We start from the raw sequence: 19,105 nt of genomic DNA, 5'->3' as shown, positions 1-19,105 counted from the left end.
AATGAATGTTCAGGTCGCTCATAGTATTCATTGCACGAGATACATTTGAATAACATAGAATCATCCGAATCGTAAGAATACAAATTTAACTCATTTTTACAAATCGGACAAAAAACAGCATACTTGTGTCTTATTAAATCGAAGAGACCCATTTCTACTTCACCCCAAACATTGTAAGAAGCATCTTTTCTTGAGCCGCAGTTGGCCTATTCCAACCTTGACTCGCTGCATACCCTGATCCGGTAATGCTCCATTTCCCTTCATAAAAAGACATATTGAATCCAGTGTCAGCTTTTGTAAGTCCTAATCCTTTATGTGAGAATGAATATGACGCATCTTGAACATATGCTTCAACCGTTCTATCACTTCGTATTATACCTGTTATTGGTCTATTTACTGCAAGAGATTTTTGAGCAATTTGATTAAGAGCAGGTACAGCACTTGCCGATTTCATTCCTGATAGAATTCTTACAAAAGCAATTGACCCCCCAGACATCAATGTTGCATTGTAAGTAAAAGTACCTGTAGTTGCTACCTCCATTGCAGCTAAACCCGCTGATGGTGCCAACATTACTGCTCCTGTTAATGCTCCTGCACCAAACCATTTGACAGCGTCACTCCATGTCCAATCACTCTTTGCCATATGAGCCAGTTGCTGCTTCACACTATCTGAAGCCCCTTCAAATGCAGCAGCTTCCCCAGCATACCATCGTGCATAACGTAGTTCTATTGGGTAAGTGTAACTAGCAGGAGGACCTACAAAATTAGAACCGGTTAGGATTTGATCACCATCATGATTCATATCATCTGAATAGTTTTTCCAGTTACTCGAGTCACTACATCCGCCGGGATGCGAATATTTCTTGTCATCCGAAGTACACCAAAATCCTGAGGGATCAACATGAGTAAGTGGATTATTCTCCACATACGTATACAAATTCAAACTCAGCGGATTATCCAGCTGCCCTTCATACGTATCCTCATTAATAAACCGTCCCATACTCGGATCGTACCAGCGGGCGCGGAGGTACTGGAGCTTGGTTGCGGAATCCCAGTATTCCCCGGAATAGCGGAACGGGTTGGAGATGTTTTCCTCGCTTACGGTCGGGTTGCCCCAGATGTCATAGGCGTACTGGTTCAACCGAGTTCCGGTTTCGCTGCGAAGCTCGACGACATCTCCGTGTCCGTTGTGGAGGTAGTAGGCTTTGCTCCCGCCGCTCTCTCGGGCTACAAGCTCTCTTCCCCGCACATAGCGGGCTTTGAGGCTGCCGCTGCCGTCGCCTTCGGCGATGACCTGGTCTCCATCGTAATAGTAGCGCGCGGTTCCATCTTTGTCTGTGCGCTCGTACAGCAGTCCGTCTCCGTTATAGGTATAGGAGATGGTGCTGCCATCCTTCAATTTTACGGCGGAGAGCCGGTCTTTTTTATCATAGACGTAGTCGGCGTCCGGGCTGTTCACTTCATGGTTGGTTTGGAACGAAGTCCGGTTGCCGCGGGCATCATACGCGTAGCTTTCCCGGTATTGGCTGGATGAAGTGATCCGGTTGAGCGGGTCGTAGCCGAATTGATAGGTTTGGCCGTTCTCGGTTTTGGCGGTTTCGTTCTCGTTGGCGTCGTACTCGTAGGCATAGGTGTTGAGCGCGGTTCCGTCCGCCTGCTTATGCGTCAGCGTTTGCAGCTGCAGCCCGTTGTAGGTATACGCGGTCGTGATTCCGTTGCGCTGCCTGGTCTGCTTGATAAGATCGTTGCGGTAATAGCTGTAGGCCGCTTCCTCGTCCGCGAGGGAAGAGGATACGCTCGACAGGCGGTTGCGCGAGTCGTACTGGTAGTAGGTGTTTTGGCCGGACGGATCGTTCAGGGAGCTTCGCAGGCCCAGTGCGTTGTAATCGTACGCGAGCGTTTTACCGTCCGGGTAAACAACCTTGGACAGTTGCCCCGTGGACGGCTGGTACGTGTACTGCGTCGTGCCCGTGTTATCTGTCATCCGGGTGCGCCGTCCGGCAAGGTCGTACGCATAGCGGATCGTTTCGTCCGGCGCTTTCTTCTCGATCAGGAAATTGCGCGCATCGTACACGTAGCTGAGCTCTGTGCCGTTCCTGTCGGTCGCCCGGATCTGGTTGTTGTTGCCGTCGTAGTACAGCTTCTCCACTTTGCCGGTGGCATCGGTGGTCTGAATGAGACGGCCCAGCTCATCATACTTCTTCTGCGTCGTGTTGTTGTCGGGATACGTGATGCGGATCATTTGCCCTAACTGGTCGTAGGTGTATTTCGTTTCTTCTTTTTTGGCATTGATGACGGCGGTCAGCTGTCCCAGAGGGTCGTAGCGGAACTCGGTGGTGCCGCCGTTCGCATCCGTGCTGGCAACGACGTTCCCCGCAAAATTGTATTGATACGTTCCGAGCACTTTGGCGGTTGGAGCGATCTGCTCTTTCTTAATGATTCTGCCGAGCTTGTCTGCCGTCTGCCTGAATATATTCCCTTCCGGATCGGTTGTCGTCTGGGTGAGATTGTAGTCGTCCGTAGCGATTCTGGAGACGGCCTGATCCGCATAGGTGACCTGGTTCTGCCGGTTCCAGGCGTCATAACCGATCTGCGTACGGTTCCCTACGGCGTCTTCGTTCCAGATTTGGCGGCCGTACGTATCGTAGCCGTATTTGGCTTTGGCTTTGTACGTGCCAAACTCAACCAGGCCGCTTTCCATTTTCAATCCAATGGGGTTCCATGAAGCGTAGGATGTTAACCCGGACTCGTCCTTGCTAATAATTTTATTCTCATTATCTTGATAGAGATTGGTAATATTACTTTGGTCCGGAAACATGGCTTTGGTCAAGCGGCCAATCTTGTCGTACTCATAAATAGTCTCATGCCCATTGCCGTCTTTATATTTCTCTAAAGCCCCGGTTGACGGTTGAAAAATAAATTCCTTGGTAACCGTGGAGACTTGACCGTCTGCATTGACTGTTTGGATACTTTGCCTGCTTGGAAACGCGAATTGACTCCTTTCACTGAATTCGGTTTGAACCAGGATATCTCTATGGGTATCTTTCAGCCTGATCTGTTGTGAGTTTCCGTATGGATCGTAATTTTCGTACGATGTCTTCTTAAGTATGTTCCCTCCTGCGCCCCCTTCTTTAGTCGTGATTTGCAGCAAGCTTCCCCGGTCATTCCGGGTGAATTCCGTATACTGCATTACCCGGTCACCAACGGGCTTTGTTACACTGCTGGGCAAATGGAACTTATCATCGTACGTATACGTTGATTGAACTCCCATCGGATCGGTTTCGCTTAACAAGTTTTTATACCCGTCATACGACCTTACTACCGTAATCGGCGGAGATTGCTGATGAGTTTGTAAATTAGTCGTTTGAGTGGTGATAGAAGTAGGAATAGTAAAATTGCGTGATACGTCGTACTTGTATTCCGTTGTTTTCTGCGAATCGCCGCTGACTTCGGATATGCGCTCGGTATAATAGGCAACCGGCGTCATTTTGTCCGTAAAATCCTTTTTGTTGTGATAGGAAGTACGGGTCAGTCCGTCTGACAGAATAAGAGTAAAATAAATATCTTTACCATAAGAGCTCCCGATATCATCCTCATATTCGACGGTCTTGTCATTATACGTTTCCAACGATCCATCTTGATAAGCAATCTGCTCTTTTCTGTTTTTCACCCGGTAAACTTCGTTAATGGACATTTCACTTGTGTACCTGGTAACCGGACTGTCTTCGTAAGCGTAGAGAGTTTTGGCACCGGTTGGATGGGAGATACCTGTCAAAAGAGCGTAGGGATTAAAACCTCCTCCGCTAGGTCCAACTAGGTTAAACCTCGCTGTTTTCAGATGATAATCGTAAGCTGTTACACGTCCAGCCTGATCGACCACTTTGGAGAGCAGGGAAAAATTCTGCTCCGTTTTCTTGTGATACGTGACAATTTCCTTTCCCTTGGTCAATACAATACTCTGCTCGTTATATTCTATCTGAATAACATTGCCGATTGAATCCGTGACGGAATTTAAAACTTTACCGAACGAAGAATGCTCCGCATACCGGAATTCTATTTTATTTCCATACAAATCTTTAATTTGAAGAATACGTCCTTCGAAATTAAAATATTGCCGGACTCCGGAGTTCGTTTTTAAAACAAAATAGGACGTCTCGTTATCCACTGTAACCGTATTATCTTTAGCTAAAGTAAGATCCTGCCAAGGGTAGCCTTTTAAGAGCAGGCTAGTGTTATCGATTTCATACACTCCGCCTCCGGCCAGGTGCAAATATCTGGTTCCGTAATCATATTCGATCGAACTGATATCCCACTTCCAGCCTGCTCCGATTTGATACAACGTCATATCATACGGAGTTCTCTTTGCATTCGATCCGCCTTCCACATACATAGCTCCGAACTGTGAATCGGTACTGTCATAAATCCGGGTTAAGGCAAACGAAAGTCCGTTCCTCCCCGGAAGAACCAAATCGGTTTCTTTTCTGGATATCCCGCCACTTAGAGTAGATATGGATTCGTTGTCCGTATGTACGGAGTATGGTGCTTCGTCGGGACGGGTTCTAACGTAAGAGTGATCAGGAATTTCAGAAGACAACTGCCCCATACCCGTAGAGGATGTACTGAACTTTTCAGTCAGCTCATTTACCACTGTGCCTTCCGCTTTTTTGGAATCATTTATGAAGGTTTTTCTTTGGGCCCGCATTTTTTTCTGAATCGTATCTTTATTGATTGTCGGATCTTGAATATAATGCTGGATTTCTTGCGAGCTAAACCCTTCATCCAACAATTGTTGAATAACTTCGTCAGGGTAATGGTAACGTGCCGCCTTGCTAAAAATGGTATCCGGATTCGATCCGGCAGCAGGTTCATTTGCTGCCGAGATCACACTGCCGTCTCCGAATAAGGAAGACAGAATTAGCAGCAGGGCTAAGGCGCTAGTCCCTATTCTTCTCACAGTTAAGCCTCCCCTTTAATCCGATTGAGTTGTGGTTTTGGTAATGAGATTACCGTTATTGTCGTACTTGTAATCGGTTCGGACACGTACTTGAATGGGACTTACAGTTAAGGCGTAACTTTCCGAGGAATGGAAGTCTCCATTCACACCTACAATTTCAATGTAATATAATTTCCCTTCGCTTACTTCATACAATACGTTCTCTTCTTGTCCTGATTCTCGAATTCCGGCCGCGATTAAATTCCGGTTCGCATCATAAACATGCACATCATAATTTTTGCCCGCCGGGACTTTCAACCCAACTTTGTCAATTCCCGAAGAGATTGCCTTATAGCTGAAGAAATCTTTATCTGATGCAGGGTTGATTTGAGAATTGTAGGTTAGCCGGTATTGAATCGGAAAAGCGGTGCTAAATGTATCATTGGGCTCCAAAGCATTGGGCAGCTTCAAATTGTTGCGGTACGCCTTAGCCGACCAATCCAAGCCGTCGTTGACCGCGATCGCAAAACTCCACATCCCGTTGGCTAACGGGGTCGTAGTATGACTGCCTGCATTTGAATAAATGACACCCGAATTGTATCCCGTAGTTAACCAATTGTCCTGAGTACCCATAATTTGATAACTTTGTTGAGGCTGTTCATCCTTATAGGTCCATGAGAAATTCAAAATATTATCGGATAAAACTTCTCCGTCCGTATAAGAAGTCAAGGAAAGGACAGGAATCTGGTTTAGGCGAATATAGCCGGAACCTGAATAATCAGACACCATGCCTCGGCTGTCCTTGGTACGAACCTTCCACTCGTAGATGCTTCCCCCGCTCAGTATACCGGCAGGTACAGAATAGGAGGATAGAGAAGAACTAATCCAATTGGTATCCAAAACAGCTGCATTCGTAGCCGCATTATTAATGATGACTTGATAGGCTGATTGTGCGTCCCCGCTATCCGGATCGGTAAACCTCCAAGACAGTGTCGATTGAGTACTCGCCGTTATAGCCGGAGAAGCTTTGCTTCCCGCAGGCGCCAAATGACTGGGAGCGTAGGGTGCTTGATTACGGTCCACTTGAACGACCCCGTTGAAAACAGCCGTCACCTCGTCTTCTCCATCGCTAGCGGTAACCGGTATGTTCGTATAGCTCCCTTGCGGAATGGGATCTTTCTGCGTATCCCACTGCAGATACCAAGATTGCCCTGACACCGTCGCAACCGTCGATTTCGTGACACCCGCAATTGTTGCGCTTATCGTTACCGGATCATTGTTCGGGTCCGCTACTGTACCGGATAGCGTTATTACCGAGTTCCCATAATTCGGATTGACCGTTTGATTGGTACTGTTTACCGACAAAACAGGTAATTTATTAAATGTAATGATGAGCACCGCCCGTCCGTTCCCGCTTCCGTGTCCCCCGGTCAGTACCAGTCTTCCATCTTTTAAAGAACTCATGCCAAACCTAGCCAAAGAAAAAGGAAGTTGAGTGGATGAGAGCTTCCATGTATCGGTTTGCGGATTATAAAAATAAATCGTGTTCCGTTCCACATCGTTAGTTTCTCCCCCGATGACCACAACACGTCCATCTGCTAAAGTAGCTTGTCTATGGCTGTCTATCGGTACCGGTAAAGGTGCAGCTTCCTTCCAGGCATTAGTCCCCGGATTATAAATATAAGTTGAATGGGACGACTTTAAATCCTCGGAAACCCCGCCGGTTACCATCACCTTGCCGTCCGGTAATGTACTCTGAGCATGACTGTACAATTTTTTGGGCATGGAAGCGGCACTTATGATTTCTTCCTTTTGAATATCGTAGATATAAGAATTAGGATATATAACGTTTGTAGAACCACCTGGCACTGAATAAAATGATCTGCCCCCAGTGAACAAGATTTTACTACCCGCCATATCGGAGTAAGCGTGTCTACTTAGCCCTGTAGGTAAAGAAACTTTTGGAGAGGAAAAGGGCCGATAAAAATTTTGTTTATCATAAATCGTCATCCAATTGTATATGGACGGATAACTTTCCCCCCCTGTGATCAGCACACGCCCGTCAGGCATAGTTGTTTGTGAATGATCATGGAATGTTTGTTGCAAGAGGTGATCGTAGTTGCGGATCAGAGAATTTTCCAACGGGTAGTAGGTGTATATCTTATCCGTAGGATAAGATTCGTGTCCCCCTGTTATAAGGATAGAATCGTTAGGCAGCGTACTCTGGCCGTGGCCATGAAGTTCATCTTTAAATACATCTTGGTAGGTGACTATTTTAGTGCCTCCACTTGCGGCTACAAGCCCTCGCTGACTATAGACGTCCCCGTAAACACTTGAAGAAACCGATGGACTTTGCAAAAGATCCGTTGGATTCTTCTCCTCAATCGAGCTGACGAAGTCTCCGAGGACATGAGCCGACACGGTTTGAGTCGAAAATAAAGCAACAATAATCATCAAGCATACAAAATTTAAATAACGTTTTTTCATTTTATGTTCTCCTCTTTTATTGTACTTTTATTTTCTGAACTCCTTTCCGAACAAACTACATTAGTATCGACTCCTTCCCAAACAGATTGTTTAGCTCTTTTTGTCGAAGCCCATTAAATTTGAATTAATCCAACTGAGCATTTATCGGTATAAAAAAAGCCAGCCGGACTTCCCGGCTGACCTCAATTCCCTAACATTTTACTAAATTTTATAGCCACGCTCTCAGCCAGCCGGCTGTCAAACCAATCGACATCCGACCAGAAATAAACATAATCGTTCACCTGAAGCTGCGTAGTCTGTAATACTTCCTGCGGAAAGTCTTCGAACCTAACACGATTGTTCAATAAATCCGAAAGCACCTTAAAACCGACAATTTCAACTCCGTCGACGGTTATGCCCTCACAAAGTTCTTTTAGAAGCTCAATTTCCTCGATTTCTTCCGCTGAAAAGTCGATACCGTTAAGGACCATCGAATCGCCTACTTTTCCAATTTGTATTGGTACAACAAACTCACACCCTTAAATACATAAATTCGGGCACATTCGGGACACCGCCACACGTCGTATTTAGGCTCAAAATCATAGATATCTGCTCCTTCACGACGAAAGTGTTCTTCCACCTCTTCCCCGCCATGTAATGAAAGCTGATGCGGCTGGTATGCAGAGTGATGAGAGAGGCAAAGCCGGCAAATTAAGCCGTTAAAAAGATCCTTCTCCACCTAACCCATGGTTAGTGGAAGAAGGATCTTTTTTTGCGTGAACGGGGTGAGAACACTATAGGAGCAGCTCCGCCCAAACCCTACAGTCCGTGAAGTTCCCGGTACTCGTGTTCAAGGATCGCCATCAGAATCGAGTCGTGGTACTTGTGATTATAGTAGAGGGCTTCTTTCTGCACACCTTCTTTTTTGAAACCGACTTTCTCGTACACGTGGAGGGCACGCTCGTTATAGGCAAATACGTTCAGCTCGATCCGGTGCAGATTTACGATGCCGAATCCGTAATCCAGCATAAGGTTGAGCGCTTCCGTGCCGCAGCCTTTGCCCTGGTTTCTGCTGCTGTCGATAGAGATGCGGATGCCCGCACTGCAGTTGTAGCTGTCGATAGCCTGCAGGGCGATGTCCCCGATCACCTCGTCGGTTTCGGCCAGGGCGATCAGCAGCAGAATGCTCGACGTGTCCTGCGCTTTTCCTTCGATGTAGCGCTCGATCTGGCTTCTTGTAAAATGTTTCTGCGTGCCGGTCAATTTGCGGGTTTCCGGCTGAAACAACTGCTGGAAATACGTCTCCGTGTCCCCGGTATCAAGGGGGCGCAAATAAACCTTTTTCCCTTCCAGAAAACGTACGGGCACCGGGGCGCCGGCTTTGTTCGGAGAGCCGCTTTGGGGGCGGTCCGGTACGGCACTCCCGGGTCCGTTCACGTGTTCATTCACAGGTTCATTCACAGCTGTATTCACAGGCTCCCTCACTGATTCATTCACAGGTTCATTCATAGCTTTCAAACCTCCATAGATCATGTCTATCTCCGTTATACCAGCAAACTATCCATTTCAAAATGAGCAGATTTACAAAATTCAAGACGACAGATTCTCGTCGCCGAACCACGCTTCCTTCAGTTTCTGTATACCCGGCTCGATGTCCTCTTCCGCAATCCCGCTGAATCCGACCATAAAATCTTTCTCGCCTTCCGGCGGAACCGTCCCCGGCCAATAAAACGCCGCCGATGACACATGAACGCCGTCCGCTTCCGCCAGCCGGAGCAGTTCCGCCTCCGGCCGATCGTCACGCACGCGGAGCACGATATGGAATCCGGCGTCTCTGCCGATCACCGCGGCCCGGCTGCCGAAAAAACGCCCGACGGCTGCCGTCAGCCTGTCGTGCTTTTTCCGGTAAAGCTTGCGCATCCTGCGCACATGCTTCTCCAGATAGCCCCGCTCCATAAAAAGCGCCAGCGTATGCTGATGCAGCCTGGAGGCGGACTGCTCGAACATCATCTCTCTGCGCAGCGCGTCGAAAAGCGGCACGAGCTTGTCCGGCAGCACCATATAGCTGACACAGAGAGCCGGGGCCATAATTTGGCCGAAGCCGCCCAAATAAATGACGGGAGCGCCGGGAACGAGCGCCTGCAGAGCCGGAACGGGACGCCCGTGGTAGCGGAATTCCCCGTCGTAGTCGTCTTCGAGAATGAAGCCGTCCGTGTCTCGCGCCCACTGGAGCAGCTTCAGCCGCTTGGAGACCGGCATCACCATGCCGCGGGGAAACTGGTGCGAAGGCGTGACAGTGACGAGGCGGGCCCCGGCGGCGTGAAGCCGTCCGACGTCGATGCCGTCCGCTTCCAGCGGCACAGGCAAGATCTCGTAGCCCGCCCTGCCGAAAATCGACGGGATAAGCGGGTACCCGGGGTTCTCCACGGCGAGCCGCGAACCGTACCGCTTCAAAATCTGGCTCAAAATGACGCCCAGATTAAACTGGTCGGCTCCGACGACAACCTGCCCCGGGGAACATTCCACGCCACGCATCTGCCGGAGGTAGGCGGCGATTTGTTCCCTTAGCCTGCGCTCGCCTCTCGGGTCGCCGAAAAACAGCAGGTTCTCGTTGTCCGGGACGAGCAGTTCGTTCGCAAGCTTTTTCCAGGTCCCGTATGGAAAAGCCGTGAAGTCGTTCCGCGACAAATGAAAATCGTAGCGGAACCTGCGTTTCCTGACAGCGTCAGGCTCCTCCTCGTGGGCTGACGGGAGTTCTCCCATGTGTAAGGAACCGAGTTTCCCATAGGGCTCGGGGAGCTTTTCCACGTAATAGCCGCTCTTGGGTCTGCTCGCGATATAGCCTTCCGAAAGAAGCTGATGGTAAGCCGATTCGACCGGTGTCGTACTCAGCCCGAGAAAACCGGCCAGCTTGCGGATAGACGGCAGACGGGTATGTTCGGCGATCTCGCCCCGGATAATGCCGGTCTTGATATGAACGTAGAGCTGCATATACAGCGGCTGCGGGTCCCGCTCGTCCAGCTTAGGGTAACCAATCACGTGAATCCTTCCTATCTTTCTAGGTTTAATGCTAGAATACCACATTTTACAACTTTACCGGTTTTTCGGTATGATGATAGGGTTAACGACGCGATGAGAGGAAGTGCAGCATGAATCAATGTACGCTTTATATCTCGATAAAAGGGTACGAAAAAATAACGGAAGCCATCCGCAGCGCCTTCGGGGACAAGCAGGTTCAGCTGTCTCCGGACGGGAACCAGATTACCGTTGTGGATAAAAAGCTTTTCAGCAAAACGACCGTCACGTTTTCCTTGATGACGCTGGACGGCAATCCCGGCGAATTCGAGCCGATGATCCGGGGCATGTACGGCTTTTTCAGCCAGATCGAAACGCCGCACGAACACATTCAAGCCAAAGTGCTCAAGCAGATTTCCGCTCTTAACGCGGCTGTCGGCATCGTCTCTTCCAAGGAGATCGACCCGGACACCCTGAACCGGATATTGGAGGCGGCGTCCCGCGTGCATGCCGTCTTGTTCCTGCCGACCGGCCAGCTGCTGAACCCGGAAGGCCAGGTGGTGTTGAGCGCACAGGGCGAGTCCGAGGTAGAAGATTTCACCGTCACGGTCAGCACGGATCTGATCGACGCCCATATTCAGTCGTCTCCGTCCGCGGAAGCGCGGAAAGAACGGAATATGGCTCTGCTGACGGAACAGGGCGTGCCTGTCATCGAGCATTTACCCGTCATCGACGGGGATGAATTCGCCGCTATCCGGACCAAAGAGGAAATCGCCGCGCGCGCAACCGCTCTATGCATGATCGCCATGTACGGCGCGGATCTTGCCGAAGGCGCGGACATCAAAGAAGCGAAAGAGTTTATCGAGGGCGTTATCGAGCTGTACGGCGCTTCCTCTTTCTTTACGGAGAAGGAACGGGCTTTCCTCGAAAGCGATTCGCCCGATCCGACGGATGCCATCCAGTTCGCCTGGATGTACGAATGCTACTGGGTTCTGCTCTGGTCCCTCGGGTACGCGGAAGAATTGGGCTATCCCGATTCCGTATGCGACGTTCAGGCCGCCGTGGACGCTTTGAGGCTGGCCGGGAATTTTGAAACGTTCCTTGAGCAGGCAAAAGTCCGGCCGAAAGCAGACATTCTCGAGGAAGCGGACCGGATTTACCGCTATGACTGGGCTTGCGTAGATGCCCGGATCAAAGGCAATCCCGCCCCGGCCGGACTGAACGACGGCGTCGTTCTGGAGAGGCACCGGGCTTTGAACTGGCTCGTCCGCTATATGGATGCGGAGTGGGATGACGTAAGCACCGATACGTAGGCGCAGGTACCCAGGGCATAAGATGAGACTCCAAGCCTAGTCGATAAACCACGCCGCCCTATACAAAAAGGAGCAGCTCTTTATGAGCCTGCTCCTTTTTGGGCTGCCTGCGCGACTGACAGGCGGCTTTTGATTTTAACCGGTTTCCGGTTTTCCGGTTTTCCGGTTTTCCGGTATTTGTCCGTCCTTGGCAGATACAGGCGGCCGCCGCTTATGTGAATCTCGGGGTCCGCATTGCCTATGAATTCACGCCGGGAAATTCGCTTTCGCACGAAGGCGTCTTGCCTCCATCCGCACCTATCAGGCCCCGGAAGCTTCCTTTGTCTCCCGCAAAAAAGCGTCCAAACGCTCCTTCTGGCGCAGATGGTGGCGGTAGTGCATCTCCACCAGCGCGAACCATTCCACCGCGTTCAATTCGCCAAAACCCGGGTGCGTCACCGTATTGGCCGACGGAATATCGGCCAGCGTCGGCTCGATAGCTCGCATGGCGCGAATGACGTCACGAAGGCCGCTGACGAGCTCATCTTTGTTTTCCGGTTGAAGCGGCGTGTATTCCTTGGACGGCGGAATCTGAATCCGGATCGGCGGGTAACTGCCACGGGCGTAAGCTTCTATGCCACTCTCCGTTTTCCCGGCCGCCTCTTCCGAACCGGACGAAGTGCGGCAGGCCTCCATAATAGGCAGATGCCGGTACAAAACCGACCCGATCAAATGCACGTACATTTGCCCCAGTGACCACTGATCTTCTTCGGGCTTGCGGGTCAGCTCTTCCAGGCTGTAATTCTCCAATTCCTGAATATAGGTTTCGGTCAGTTGTTCGAAGCGGTTCAGGATGTCGATCGTGTTGAGGTTCTGGCTTTGGTTCTGGTTCGTTTGCATGGGTTGTTCTCTCCTTTAAGATGAAGTTGAACCCAGTATACAAAAGCGCTGCTGACAACAGTATGTCAGTAGCGTTTTGCCATGCGCCGAATTTCTTCCCGCAGCCGAACACGCAGCGATTCGGGTTCCAGCACTTCAACACCCGCTCCCCAGCTCAATACCCAATGGAGGATTTCCTCGGGCGATCTGACCTTTAACGTGACGAGCAGGCCCTGCTCCACATTTTGCGTTTCTTCTATATAATAGTAGTTCGTTTCCCGAACCCGGTTTGCAAGCTCGCGGCGAAAAAGCAGGCGGACTTCCCCCTGCCGGTCATCCGCCGGCTTGTACAACCGGAGGTCGAACTCTTCCGGCTTCTCGAAGACGGTCTCCAGCAGCGTAAGCTCGCTGATTCGGGACAGCCGGAAATGCCGGACCTCCTGCCGGAGCCGGCAGAAGGCGATCAGCATCCACGCGCTGTTCAAGTAGACCAGCCCGTAAGGATCGGCTTCGCGCACCGTCAGCCGTTCGCCTCCCGGCATGGCCGTATCCTTCGCCGCGTAGGCAAAGCGCACCGTGCGCTCCTGCAGCACCGCGCCGCGCAGCAGAGCCAGCGCCGCCGCTCCGTTACCGGCGGCGCTTCCCGGGCCCGCGAGGAGCTTCATGCCCTCGCGGTGCTTCTGGGACTCCCGGCGCACCCGATCCGGGAGTACGCCCTCGAGCTTGGCCCGCGCGGCACCCGCCTGGGCGCGGGAAGCCTCGTCGAACTGCTGCTCGACAAACTCGAGACCGAGCAGCAGGGTGACGGCTTCTTCCGCCGTGAAGCTGACCGGCGGCAGGAAGTAGCCTTCGACGAGCGAGTACCCTTGTCCCGGCGCCCCGACGACCGGGACACCCGCTTCGCAGAGCGCCTGCATGTCGCGGTAGATCGTGCGCACGCTCGTCTCGAAGGCCGCGGCGAGATCTTCCGCGCGCTGCGTGCCCTTGCGCTGGAGCCGCAAAATGATCGCCAGCATGCGGTCGGTTTTGTTCATAGCGTGAAGCCCCCTTGTCGCCAACGTTCGGATAGTTACTCCTATCGTAACTCCGGCGGCGAAAGTGTGCCAGCTTTTCTTACAAGCAAAGAAAGGAAGAAGGAGCCGTAGCTCCTTCCGGCGGCCGGCTCCTTCCCTGTTTTGCTGCCTGTTCGCGGCAGGTCGAGTTTACGCGATTGATATCGGCAGAAAAATCGTTTCATCCCGGCCGCTTATGGTTTATCGCGTCCTACTCCGCGTTAACGAACATACTTGCGAAAAATTTCCCGCCCAAATAAATATCGAGGCGCCACTGTCCGCTCTCGTCCAGCTTGATAAGCGAGGGCTGGGTCGCGTCCGCCCCGTTGACCGGACCGTAGGTCGGTCCCCACTCATACTCCCAGACAATGCTGTCGTCTTCGTTGATCAGCACCGGTTTTTTAACGCCGTCACTCGTATGGATGCCTTCGATCCGCAAATTTTTGCCTTCGAACTCTTCCCGGGCACCCCAGAAATGCCAGACGATTTTATTAGGGGGGGAGGTAAGAATTTGACCTCTCAGGAAGCCGATTTTATCCGGAATTCCGTAAAGCCACAGGTTGCTGGAAGCAAAGGTCTGGTGAGGACTGCGGGCTCCAGCTTCGTCGTATCCCAGCACCTTTCCCTGAATGTTCCCCTGCGCCAAGGCCCCGAACTCCCGGCTGTCATGGCTCTTCGACCAGAAATCTCCCAGGACGAAGAGAGAACCGTCCGGCACGGTCGTCTCCGCCATATTCACGTTGAAATAGGCTTTGCTGTCTTGCACACAATCCGGGGGACAGGCATCCTTTCTGCCCGACGCTTCCGTGTTCTTGAAGTATGCGGCTTCGTCAAGCCCAGCAATCCTCGCCTGTCCGTAGAACGTATCCAACTTCTTCCCGTTCACGTAAACCCGGCCTTTCTCGATCCTAATCTTCTCCCCCGGCAGCCCGATCACACGGGCTGTTTGTGAGTCAGACCCGCTGATTTCGGGATTGGGCGTAAACCCGGGAGTGACCGGCAGCCGGTAATACAGCACATCTCCGCGGCGGAACTGCTGTACCGCCTTAAACCGGGGATCGACGACTAACCTGCCGTAACCGCCGCTGTAGTATTCCATTTTCTGGCCGACCATGCTCATCGAATAATCGTCTACCAGCATCAAGCCTTCTTTCGCTTCTACACGCTGGGGATACCGTGGTGTCGTTAAGTCCCGGATCGTTCCGTTCGCTTTATCTCCGAGAGGCCCCATAAACAGAACGGCACAACAAACGAGCAAGGCAGTCAAAGCCGTTCCCGCCAGATAGAACCGCTTGCGCCTATTTGCGGGCCTGCCCGCTTCAAGACCGCTCCCGTTCCATACTTTCCGTTCCACGGCATCCATCAACTCCGTTCCAAACATGGGCTTGTTAAAGGGCCTCTCCGAAAGCTCAAACGGATCCGTCTCAATTTCCGTTCTCTTCATACCGGAATCCTCCTTTCGCTAGTTGAGCCGCTTTACGGCGCGCTCTATGGATGCGGGACTTTACCGTCCCTTCCGAAATTCCCAGGGCGGCCGCCATTTCCGCCACCGTCATCCCGTGCATCGATTGCAGCACCAGCACCTCCCTGTAGGGGGCGGGAAGCTCCAGCACGATTTTCCATGCCTCATCGGCCAAGTGGCGTTCCAGAAATTCGCTTTCGGCGGAAGGGCTTTCTCCCCGGACGTAGTCAGCCAGGATCACCCGCCGGAAAAAAGCTTTTCTCCGGTACGAAAACGCGGTATTCCGGGTGATTTTCAGCAGCCAGGTCTTTACGCTGCATTCGCCCCGGAAGGAACCGACGCTGCGGAACGCTTTTACAAACACATCCTGCGCGATGTCGTCGACAAGGTCCCTTTTTTTCGTTAAAAAATACGCATAGTTCCATACGTCTTCCCCGTGCTGTTCCATTAAGGTTCTTAAATCGGACGGATGAAGTTCGGACACGTACTTCAAATACTCGTCGTCCACGGGCTCCCCCCTTTCTTATCTGAACAAACAGACTCCCCGCAAAAGAAAAAGTTCCCGTTTTAGGGAACTTTGTACATTTTATTTTCTGTTGTTAGTTTATCATACAGAGCACGGGAATTTTAGGCGAACATGCTGCTGACCTCGGCATCGCGGGACTGAATGGTCTTGACTTTGTCCCGCATAAGCTCCGCCAGCTCCACGACACGGCAGGCGTAAGCCCATTCGTTGTCATACCAGGCGAGCACTTTGATCTGATCGCCCATCGCCATCAGGGAGAGACCGTCTACGACGGCGGAATTCGGGCAGCCCACATAATCGACCGACACGAGCGGCTCGTCGGAGTAGGCGACATACGGGGACATGGAGCCTGCGGCCGCGCTTTTGAAAGCCGCTTGGATCTCGTCCAGCCCGGCCGGACGGGACACTTTTACCGTCAAATCCACCAGCGATACATCCTGCGTCGGCACGCGCAGGGAAACGCCCTGAACATGAGCCGCCAAGTGAGGCAGGACATCTGTAAGCGCTTTACCTACACCCGTCGTGGTAGGAACGATCGACTCCGTGCACGCCCGCGCCCTGCGCAAATCGTTGTGCGGATTGTCCAGATGCTTCTGATCCGACGTATACGAATGCACTGTGCTCATCCAACCGCTCTGTACGCCGAACGCCTGATCCAGTATATGAAGCACGGGAGCGACGCAGTTCGTCGTGCAGGATGCGGCGGATACAAGGGTATGCTTGATGGGATCATAGAGGTGATCGTTGACGCCCATCACGACGGTGAAATCCATCTGCTTGCCGGGAGCGGTAATGAGAACTCGGGAAGCTCCGGCGCTCAGATGTCTCTGAGAACCTTGACGGTCGTTGAATTTGCCGGTGGCGTCAATGACGAGATCGACTCCCATTTGTCCCCACAAAATGTTCTCCGGTTCCCTTTCGTACGTCAGCCGGATGGATTGCCCGTTAATGACCAGGCACCCGTCTGCGATCGTCACATTCGCGTCCCATCTTCCGTGGACCGAATCGTATTTTAAAAGGTGAGCCAGCGTCTCCGCCGGATAAATGGTATTGATCGCCTTGAGCGGAGAAGTCTGCCCTTTATCCGAAAACATTTTCCGGACGACAAGGCGTCCGATTCTCCCCATCCCGCTGATCCCGATTCCTCTAATTCCTGCAGCCTGTGACAAGCTAACTCCTCCTCCGTAAGGTGAAATATTAAGTTGATTCGCATTGGTCGCTTAATTAGTACATCACAATTATAATTTATGACGTCATAAAAGACAATAGTATGTTTTAATTGTTTATATATGAGTATTATACACAGGTTAATTAAATCAAAAAAAAGAGAGAGTCCCTAAAGATCTCTCTCCCACCGCTAACGTTTACGGTTCCGTTTCTTTGACTCCTTCGGATCTCCACCTCATCCGTCCTTATTGCATCCGCACCTTATCGCCATCCTGCAAAGGCTCGCTGCTCTCGATTACGATTTGCTGTTGTTCGAACAGGCCTTGGATGACCGTCGATACTTTATCATCGGAGTCAGCGACGGTGATATATGTTCTGTGGATGTAAAAGGCGTTGCCGAGCGGACCGTTTCTTTCTTCGATTGTAAAGACGTATTTTCCGGTGTTATCTTCGTGAATGGCTTTATTGGCTACCAGTAGTATATCGGGATCTGTCGCTCTGCTCAGTTCCACCCGGACACCGGCGCCTTCCTTCAAGCCCGTGCCTGTACCCTGCAGCGTCACGAGAAGACGCTTCATCGGCAAATTCATGGCCGTTTTACCGCCGTCACCGGTGCTGCCTTCCTCTGTCTTGCTTGTATCCGGGCTACCGGGCTCGCGGATTTCCGAAATTTGCCCTTCGACTTTTTCGGCAGCAGGCCCCTCCACTTGAACTTCCAGCTTGTCTCCCGTTTTTAACTCGGCAGCGGTGTCGACCGGGACTGACAGCTCAAATTCAAAACCGAGGCTTTCGTCGGATAGGCGGACATCATAGCCTCCGTTTTCGGAAGAAAGCCCTTCCTTAGCGTTTATCTTCGTGACGATTCCATTGAACGGAGCCGTCAACTTGACGTTCTTTTTCAGCTTTTCCTGAAGATTTTGTATTTTCCGCTGCTGGACTTCCAGATCGATTTTATGAATGTCCATGGCACGCTTGGCGTCCTCAATGCTTTTGTCTTCTCCGTTCTGGGACGCCTCGATAAAATGGCTTTGCAGCTCTTCCATAGTAAGCTTGAGCTTATTAAGACCGGCCTGCTGGTCCAGGATATCCTGCTCCGCATCATGGCTGTCGTAAGTCACCAGCGTCTGCCCTTTCTTGACGCGATCCCCTTCCTTCACTTCTACCTTCTTCACTTTCCACCCCGTGCTGTTCGTTAAGGCGGTTTCAGCCCTCCACTTGATAACGCCGCTGCCTTTGAACGTATGAACAAGCTGGCCCCGGCTCGGCACTACAACCGCGACCTTAGGGATAGTCAAAGCCATAAACGTGTTGCTGAGCAGCGTAAATACGACCAGAAGCCCGATAAATAAACCGGAAAAGAGACGAATTTTTCTTTTGCGTCTGTCACTCGCCTGCCCGGCATGCAGCAATTCCATTAAGACCACCTCTTACATTTCAGAAGGAGCTTTTGACTCGCAGGTTCCGGCTATCCTTTAATTCCCGACAACTGAATTCCTTCGATAAAATGGGACTCTGCATGCAAGAACAGCAGCACCATGGGAGTCATATACAGCACGGATGCGGCAAAAGCGACGCCCCTGGCTCCTTCGTTGATACGTGATAAATATAAAGATAACGGCTGTTTGAACGAATCCTCCAGAAAAATAAGCGGCTGCTCGACCATATTCCAGTTGTCAACAAACAGCAGGACGATCAACCCGGCGATTCCGGGCTGAATAAGAGGAAGAATAATGTTGTAAAAAATCCTCAGATGCCCGGCCTCATCCATTTGGGCGGCTTCGATATAGGAATTCGGAATATGCAGCATGAATTGTCTAAGCATAAAAACCCCGAAGGCGCTGAAAATTCCCGGCAAAATAATGGCGGATGCCGAGTTCAGAAGCCCAAGCTTCTGAGCCATCATGTAATTGGGGACGAGGGTCACCTGAAACGGCATCAGCATCGTCATGAGATACACGACAAACAGTTTATCCCGCCCCCAAAACCGGAGCTTGGCAAAAGCGTAACCGGCCAAAGAGGCGACCAGAGCTTGCCCGGCGATGATAGGCGCGACCAGTCCGACGGAGTTCCAGAACATTTGGAGGAATACCGGCTTGTACACCAGCACTTCCATGTATTGTTGGAACGACAGCCAGTCCGGAATCAGCTTCAGATTGACGAAGCCTTCTCCTGCCGCAGTATCGGACATTTTGCCGATGAGATCATAATTATGGGCGATTTCACCCTCCGTCATAAGCGAGTTTACAAAGGTAACCCCAATGGGAAACAGCATCACCACAGCGATAACTCCCATGACAAGCGTCAGCGAGACCT

At 51.4% G+C, this 19,105-nt stretch carries 14 protein-coding genes; 1 reads left to right on the top strand and 13 read right to left on the bottom strand.

The features are described 5' to 3' along the window. Window positions 1-154: 154 nt before the first annotated feature. The 5 genes from KVT34_RS32610 to pdxR form a co-directional block, all read right to left on the bottom strand. Window positions 155-4,954: an RHS repeat domain-containing protein gene (locus KVT34_RS32610; RefSeq protein WP_217559873.1), complete on the bottom strand. Its 4,800-nt coding sequence runs from the start codon at window positions 4,952-4,954 to the stop codon at window positions 155-157. Window positions 4,955-4,969: 15 nt separating this feature from the next. Then, window positions 4,970-7,420 (bottom strand): Kelch repeat-containing protein, encoded by a 2,451-nt coding sequence (locus KVT34_RS16300; protein WP_217559871.1) that lies wholly within the window; start codon window positions 7,418-7,420, stop codon window positions 4,970-4,972. 182 nt (window positions 7,421-7,602) lie between these two features. After that, complete coding sequence (locus tag KVT34_RS16295; RefSeq protein WP_217559870.1) at window positions 7,603-7,890, bottom strand: hypothetical protein; 288 nt, start codon at window positions 7,888-7,890, stop codon at window positions 7,603-7,605. A 328-nt stretch (window positions 7,891-8,218) separates the two neighbouring features. Continuing rightward, the gene (locus tag KVT34_RS16290; RefSeq protein WP_217559869.1) at window positions 8,219-8,908 is read right to left on the bottom strand and encodes a GNAT family N-acetyltransferase; all 690 of its coding nucleotides are present in this window, start codon (window positions 8,906-8,908) and stop codon (window positions 8,219-8,221) included. Window positions 8,909-8,989: 81 nt separating this feature from the next. After that, complete coding sequence (gene pdxR, locus KVT34_RS16285; protein WP_217559868.1) at window positions 8,990-10,438, bottom strand: MocR-like pyridoxine biosynthesis transcription factor PdxR; 1,449 nt, start codon at window positions 10,436-10,438, stop codon at window positions 8,990-8,992. 110 nt (window positions 10,439-10,548) lie between these two features. On the opposite strand from pdxR, the gene KVT34_RS16280 reads away from it, so the two are divergent. After that, entirely contained in the window at window positions 10,549-11,727 is a 1,179-nt protein-coding gene (locus KVT34_RS16280; protein ID WP_217559867.1) for a DUF4272 domain-containing protein, read from the top strand. An 80-nt stretch (window positions 11,728-11,807) separates the two neighbouring features. On the opposite strand, the gene KVT34_RS16275 is transcribed toward KVT34_RS16280, so the two are convergent. The 8 genes from KVT34_RS16275 to KVT34_RS16240 all read right to left on the bottom strand — a co-directional run bounded on the left by KVT34_RS16275 (window position 11,808) and on the right by KVT34_RS16240 (window position 19,085). Further along, the gene (locus tag KVT34_RS16275; RefSeq protein WP_217559866.1) at window positions 11,808-11,999 is read right to left on the bottom strand and encodes a hypothetical protein; all 192 of its coding nucleotides are present in this window, start codon (window positions 11,997-11,999) and stop codon (window positions 11,808-11,810) included. A gap of 28 nt (window positions 12,000-12,027) precedes the next feature. Beyond that, window positions 12,028-12,606, bottom strand: a complete 579-nt coding sequence (locus KVT34_RS16270) for a DinB family protein (protein ID WP_217559864.1) — start codon at window positions 12,604-12,606, stop codon at window positions 12,028-12,030. Between the two features lie 65 nt (window positions 12,607-12,671). Further along, window positions 12,672-13,619 (bottom strand): helix-turn-helix transcriptional regulator, encoded by a 948-nt coding sequence (locus KVT34_RS16265; RefSeq protein WP_217559862.1) that lies wholly within the window; start codon window positions 13,617-13,619, stop codon window positions 12,672-12,674. Window positions 13,620-13,848: 229 nt separating this feature from the next. Then, window positions 13,849-15,081, bottom strand: coding sequence for a signal peptidase I (gene lepB, locus KVT34_RS16260; protein ID WP_217559861.1), 1,233 nt, complete (start codon window positions 15,079-15,081; stop codon window positions 13,849-13,851). After that, the gene (locus KVT34_RS16255; RefSeq protein WP_217559860.1) at window positions 15,062-15,607 is read right to left on the bottom strand and encodes an RNA polymerase sigma factor; all 546 of its coding nucleotides are present in this window, start codon (window positions 15,605-15,607) and stop codon (window positions 15,062-15,064) included. Before KVT34_RS16255 ends, lepB begins: the two co-directional genes overlap by 20 nt. Before the next feature lie 119 nt (window positions 15,608-15,726). Then, a complete protein-coding gene (gene gap / locus KVT34_RS16250) occupies window positions 15,727-16,794 on the bottom strand; it encodes a type I glyceraldehyde-3-phosphate dehydrogenase (protein WP_254634928.1) in 1,068 nt (355 codons plus the stop codon). 243 nt (window positions 16,795-17,037) lie between these two features. After that, window positions 17,038-18,207 carry an efflux RND transporter periplasmic adaptor subunit gene (locus tag KVT34_RS16245; protein WP_217559859.1) on the bottom strand — a complete coding sequence of 390 codons (1,170 nt, stop codon included), beginning with the start codon at window positions 18,205-18,207 and terminating at the stop codon, window positions 17,038-17,040. A 50-nt stretch (window positions 18,208-18,257) separates the two neighbouring features. Continuing rightward, complete coding sequence (locus KVT34_RS16240; protein ID WP_217560156.1) at window positions 18,258-19,085, bottom strand: carbohydrate ABC transporter permease; 828 nt, start codon at window positions 19,083-19,085, stop codon at window positions 18,258-18,260. Between the last annotated feature and the right edge of the window lie 20 nt (window positions 19,086-19,105).

The sequence above is a fragment of the Paenibacillus sp. GbtcB18 genome (assembly GCF_019091125.1).
Lineage (GTDB): Bacteria > Bacillota > Bacilli > Paenibacillales > NBRC-103111 > Paenibacillus_F > Paenibacillus_F chitinolyticus.
The sequence above is the reverse complement of the archived record's forward strand: the minus strand, read 5'-3'. Positions and strand labels throughout refer to the sequence as shown.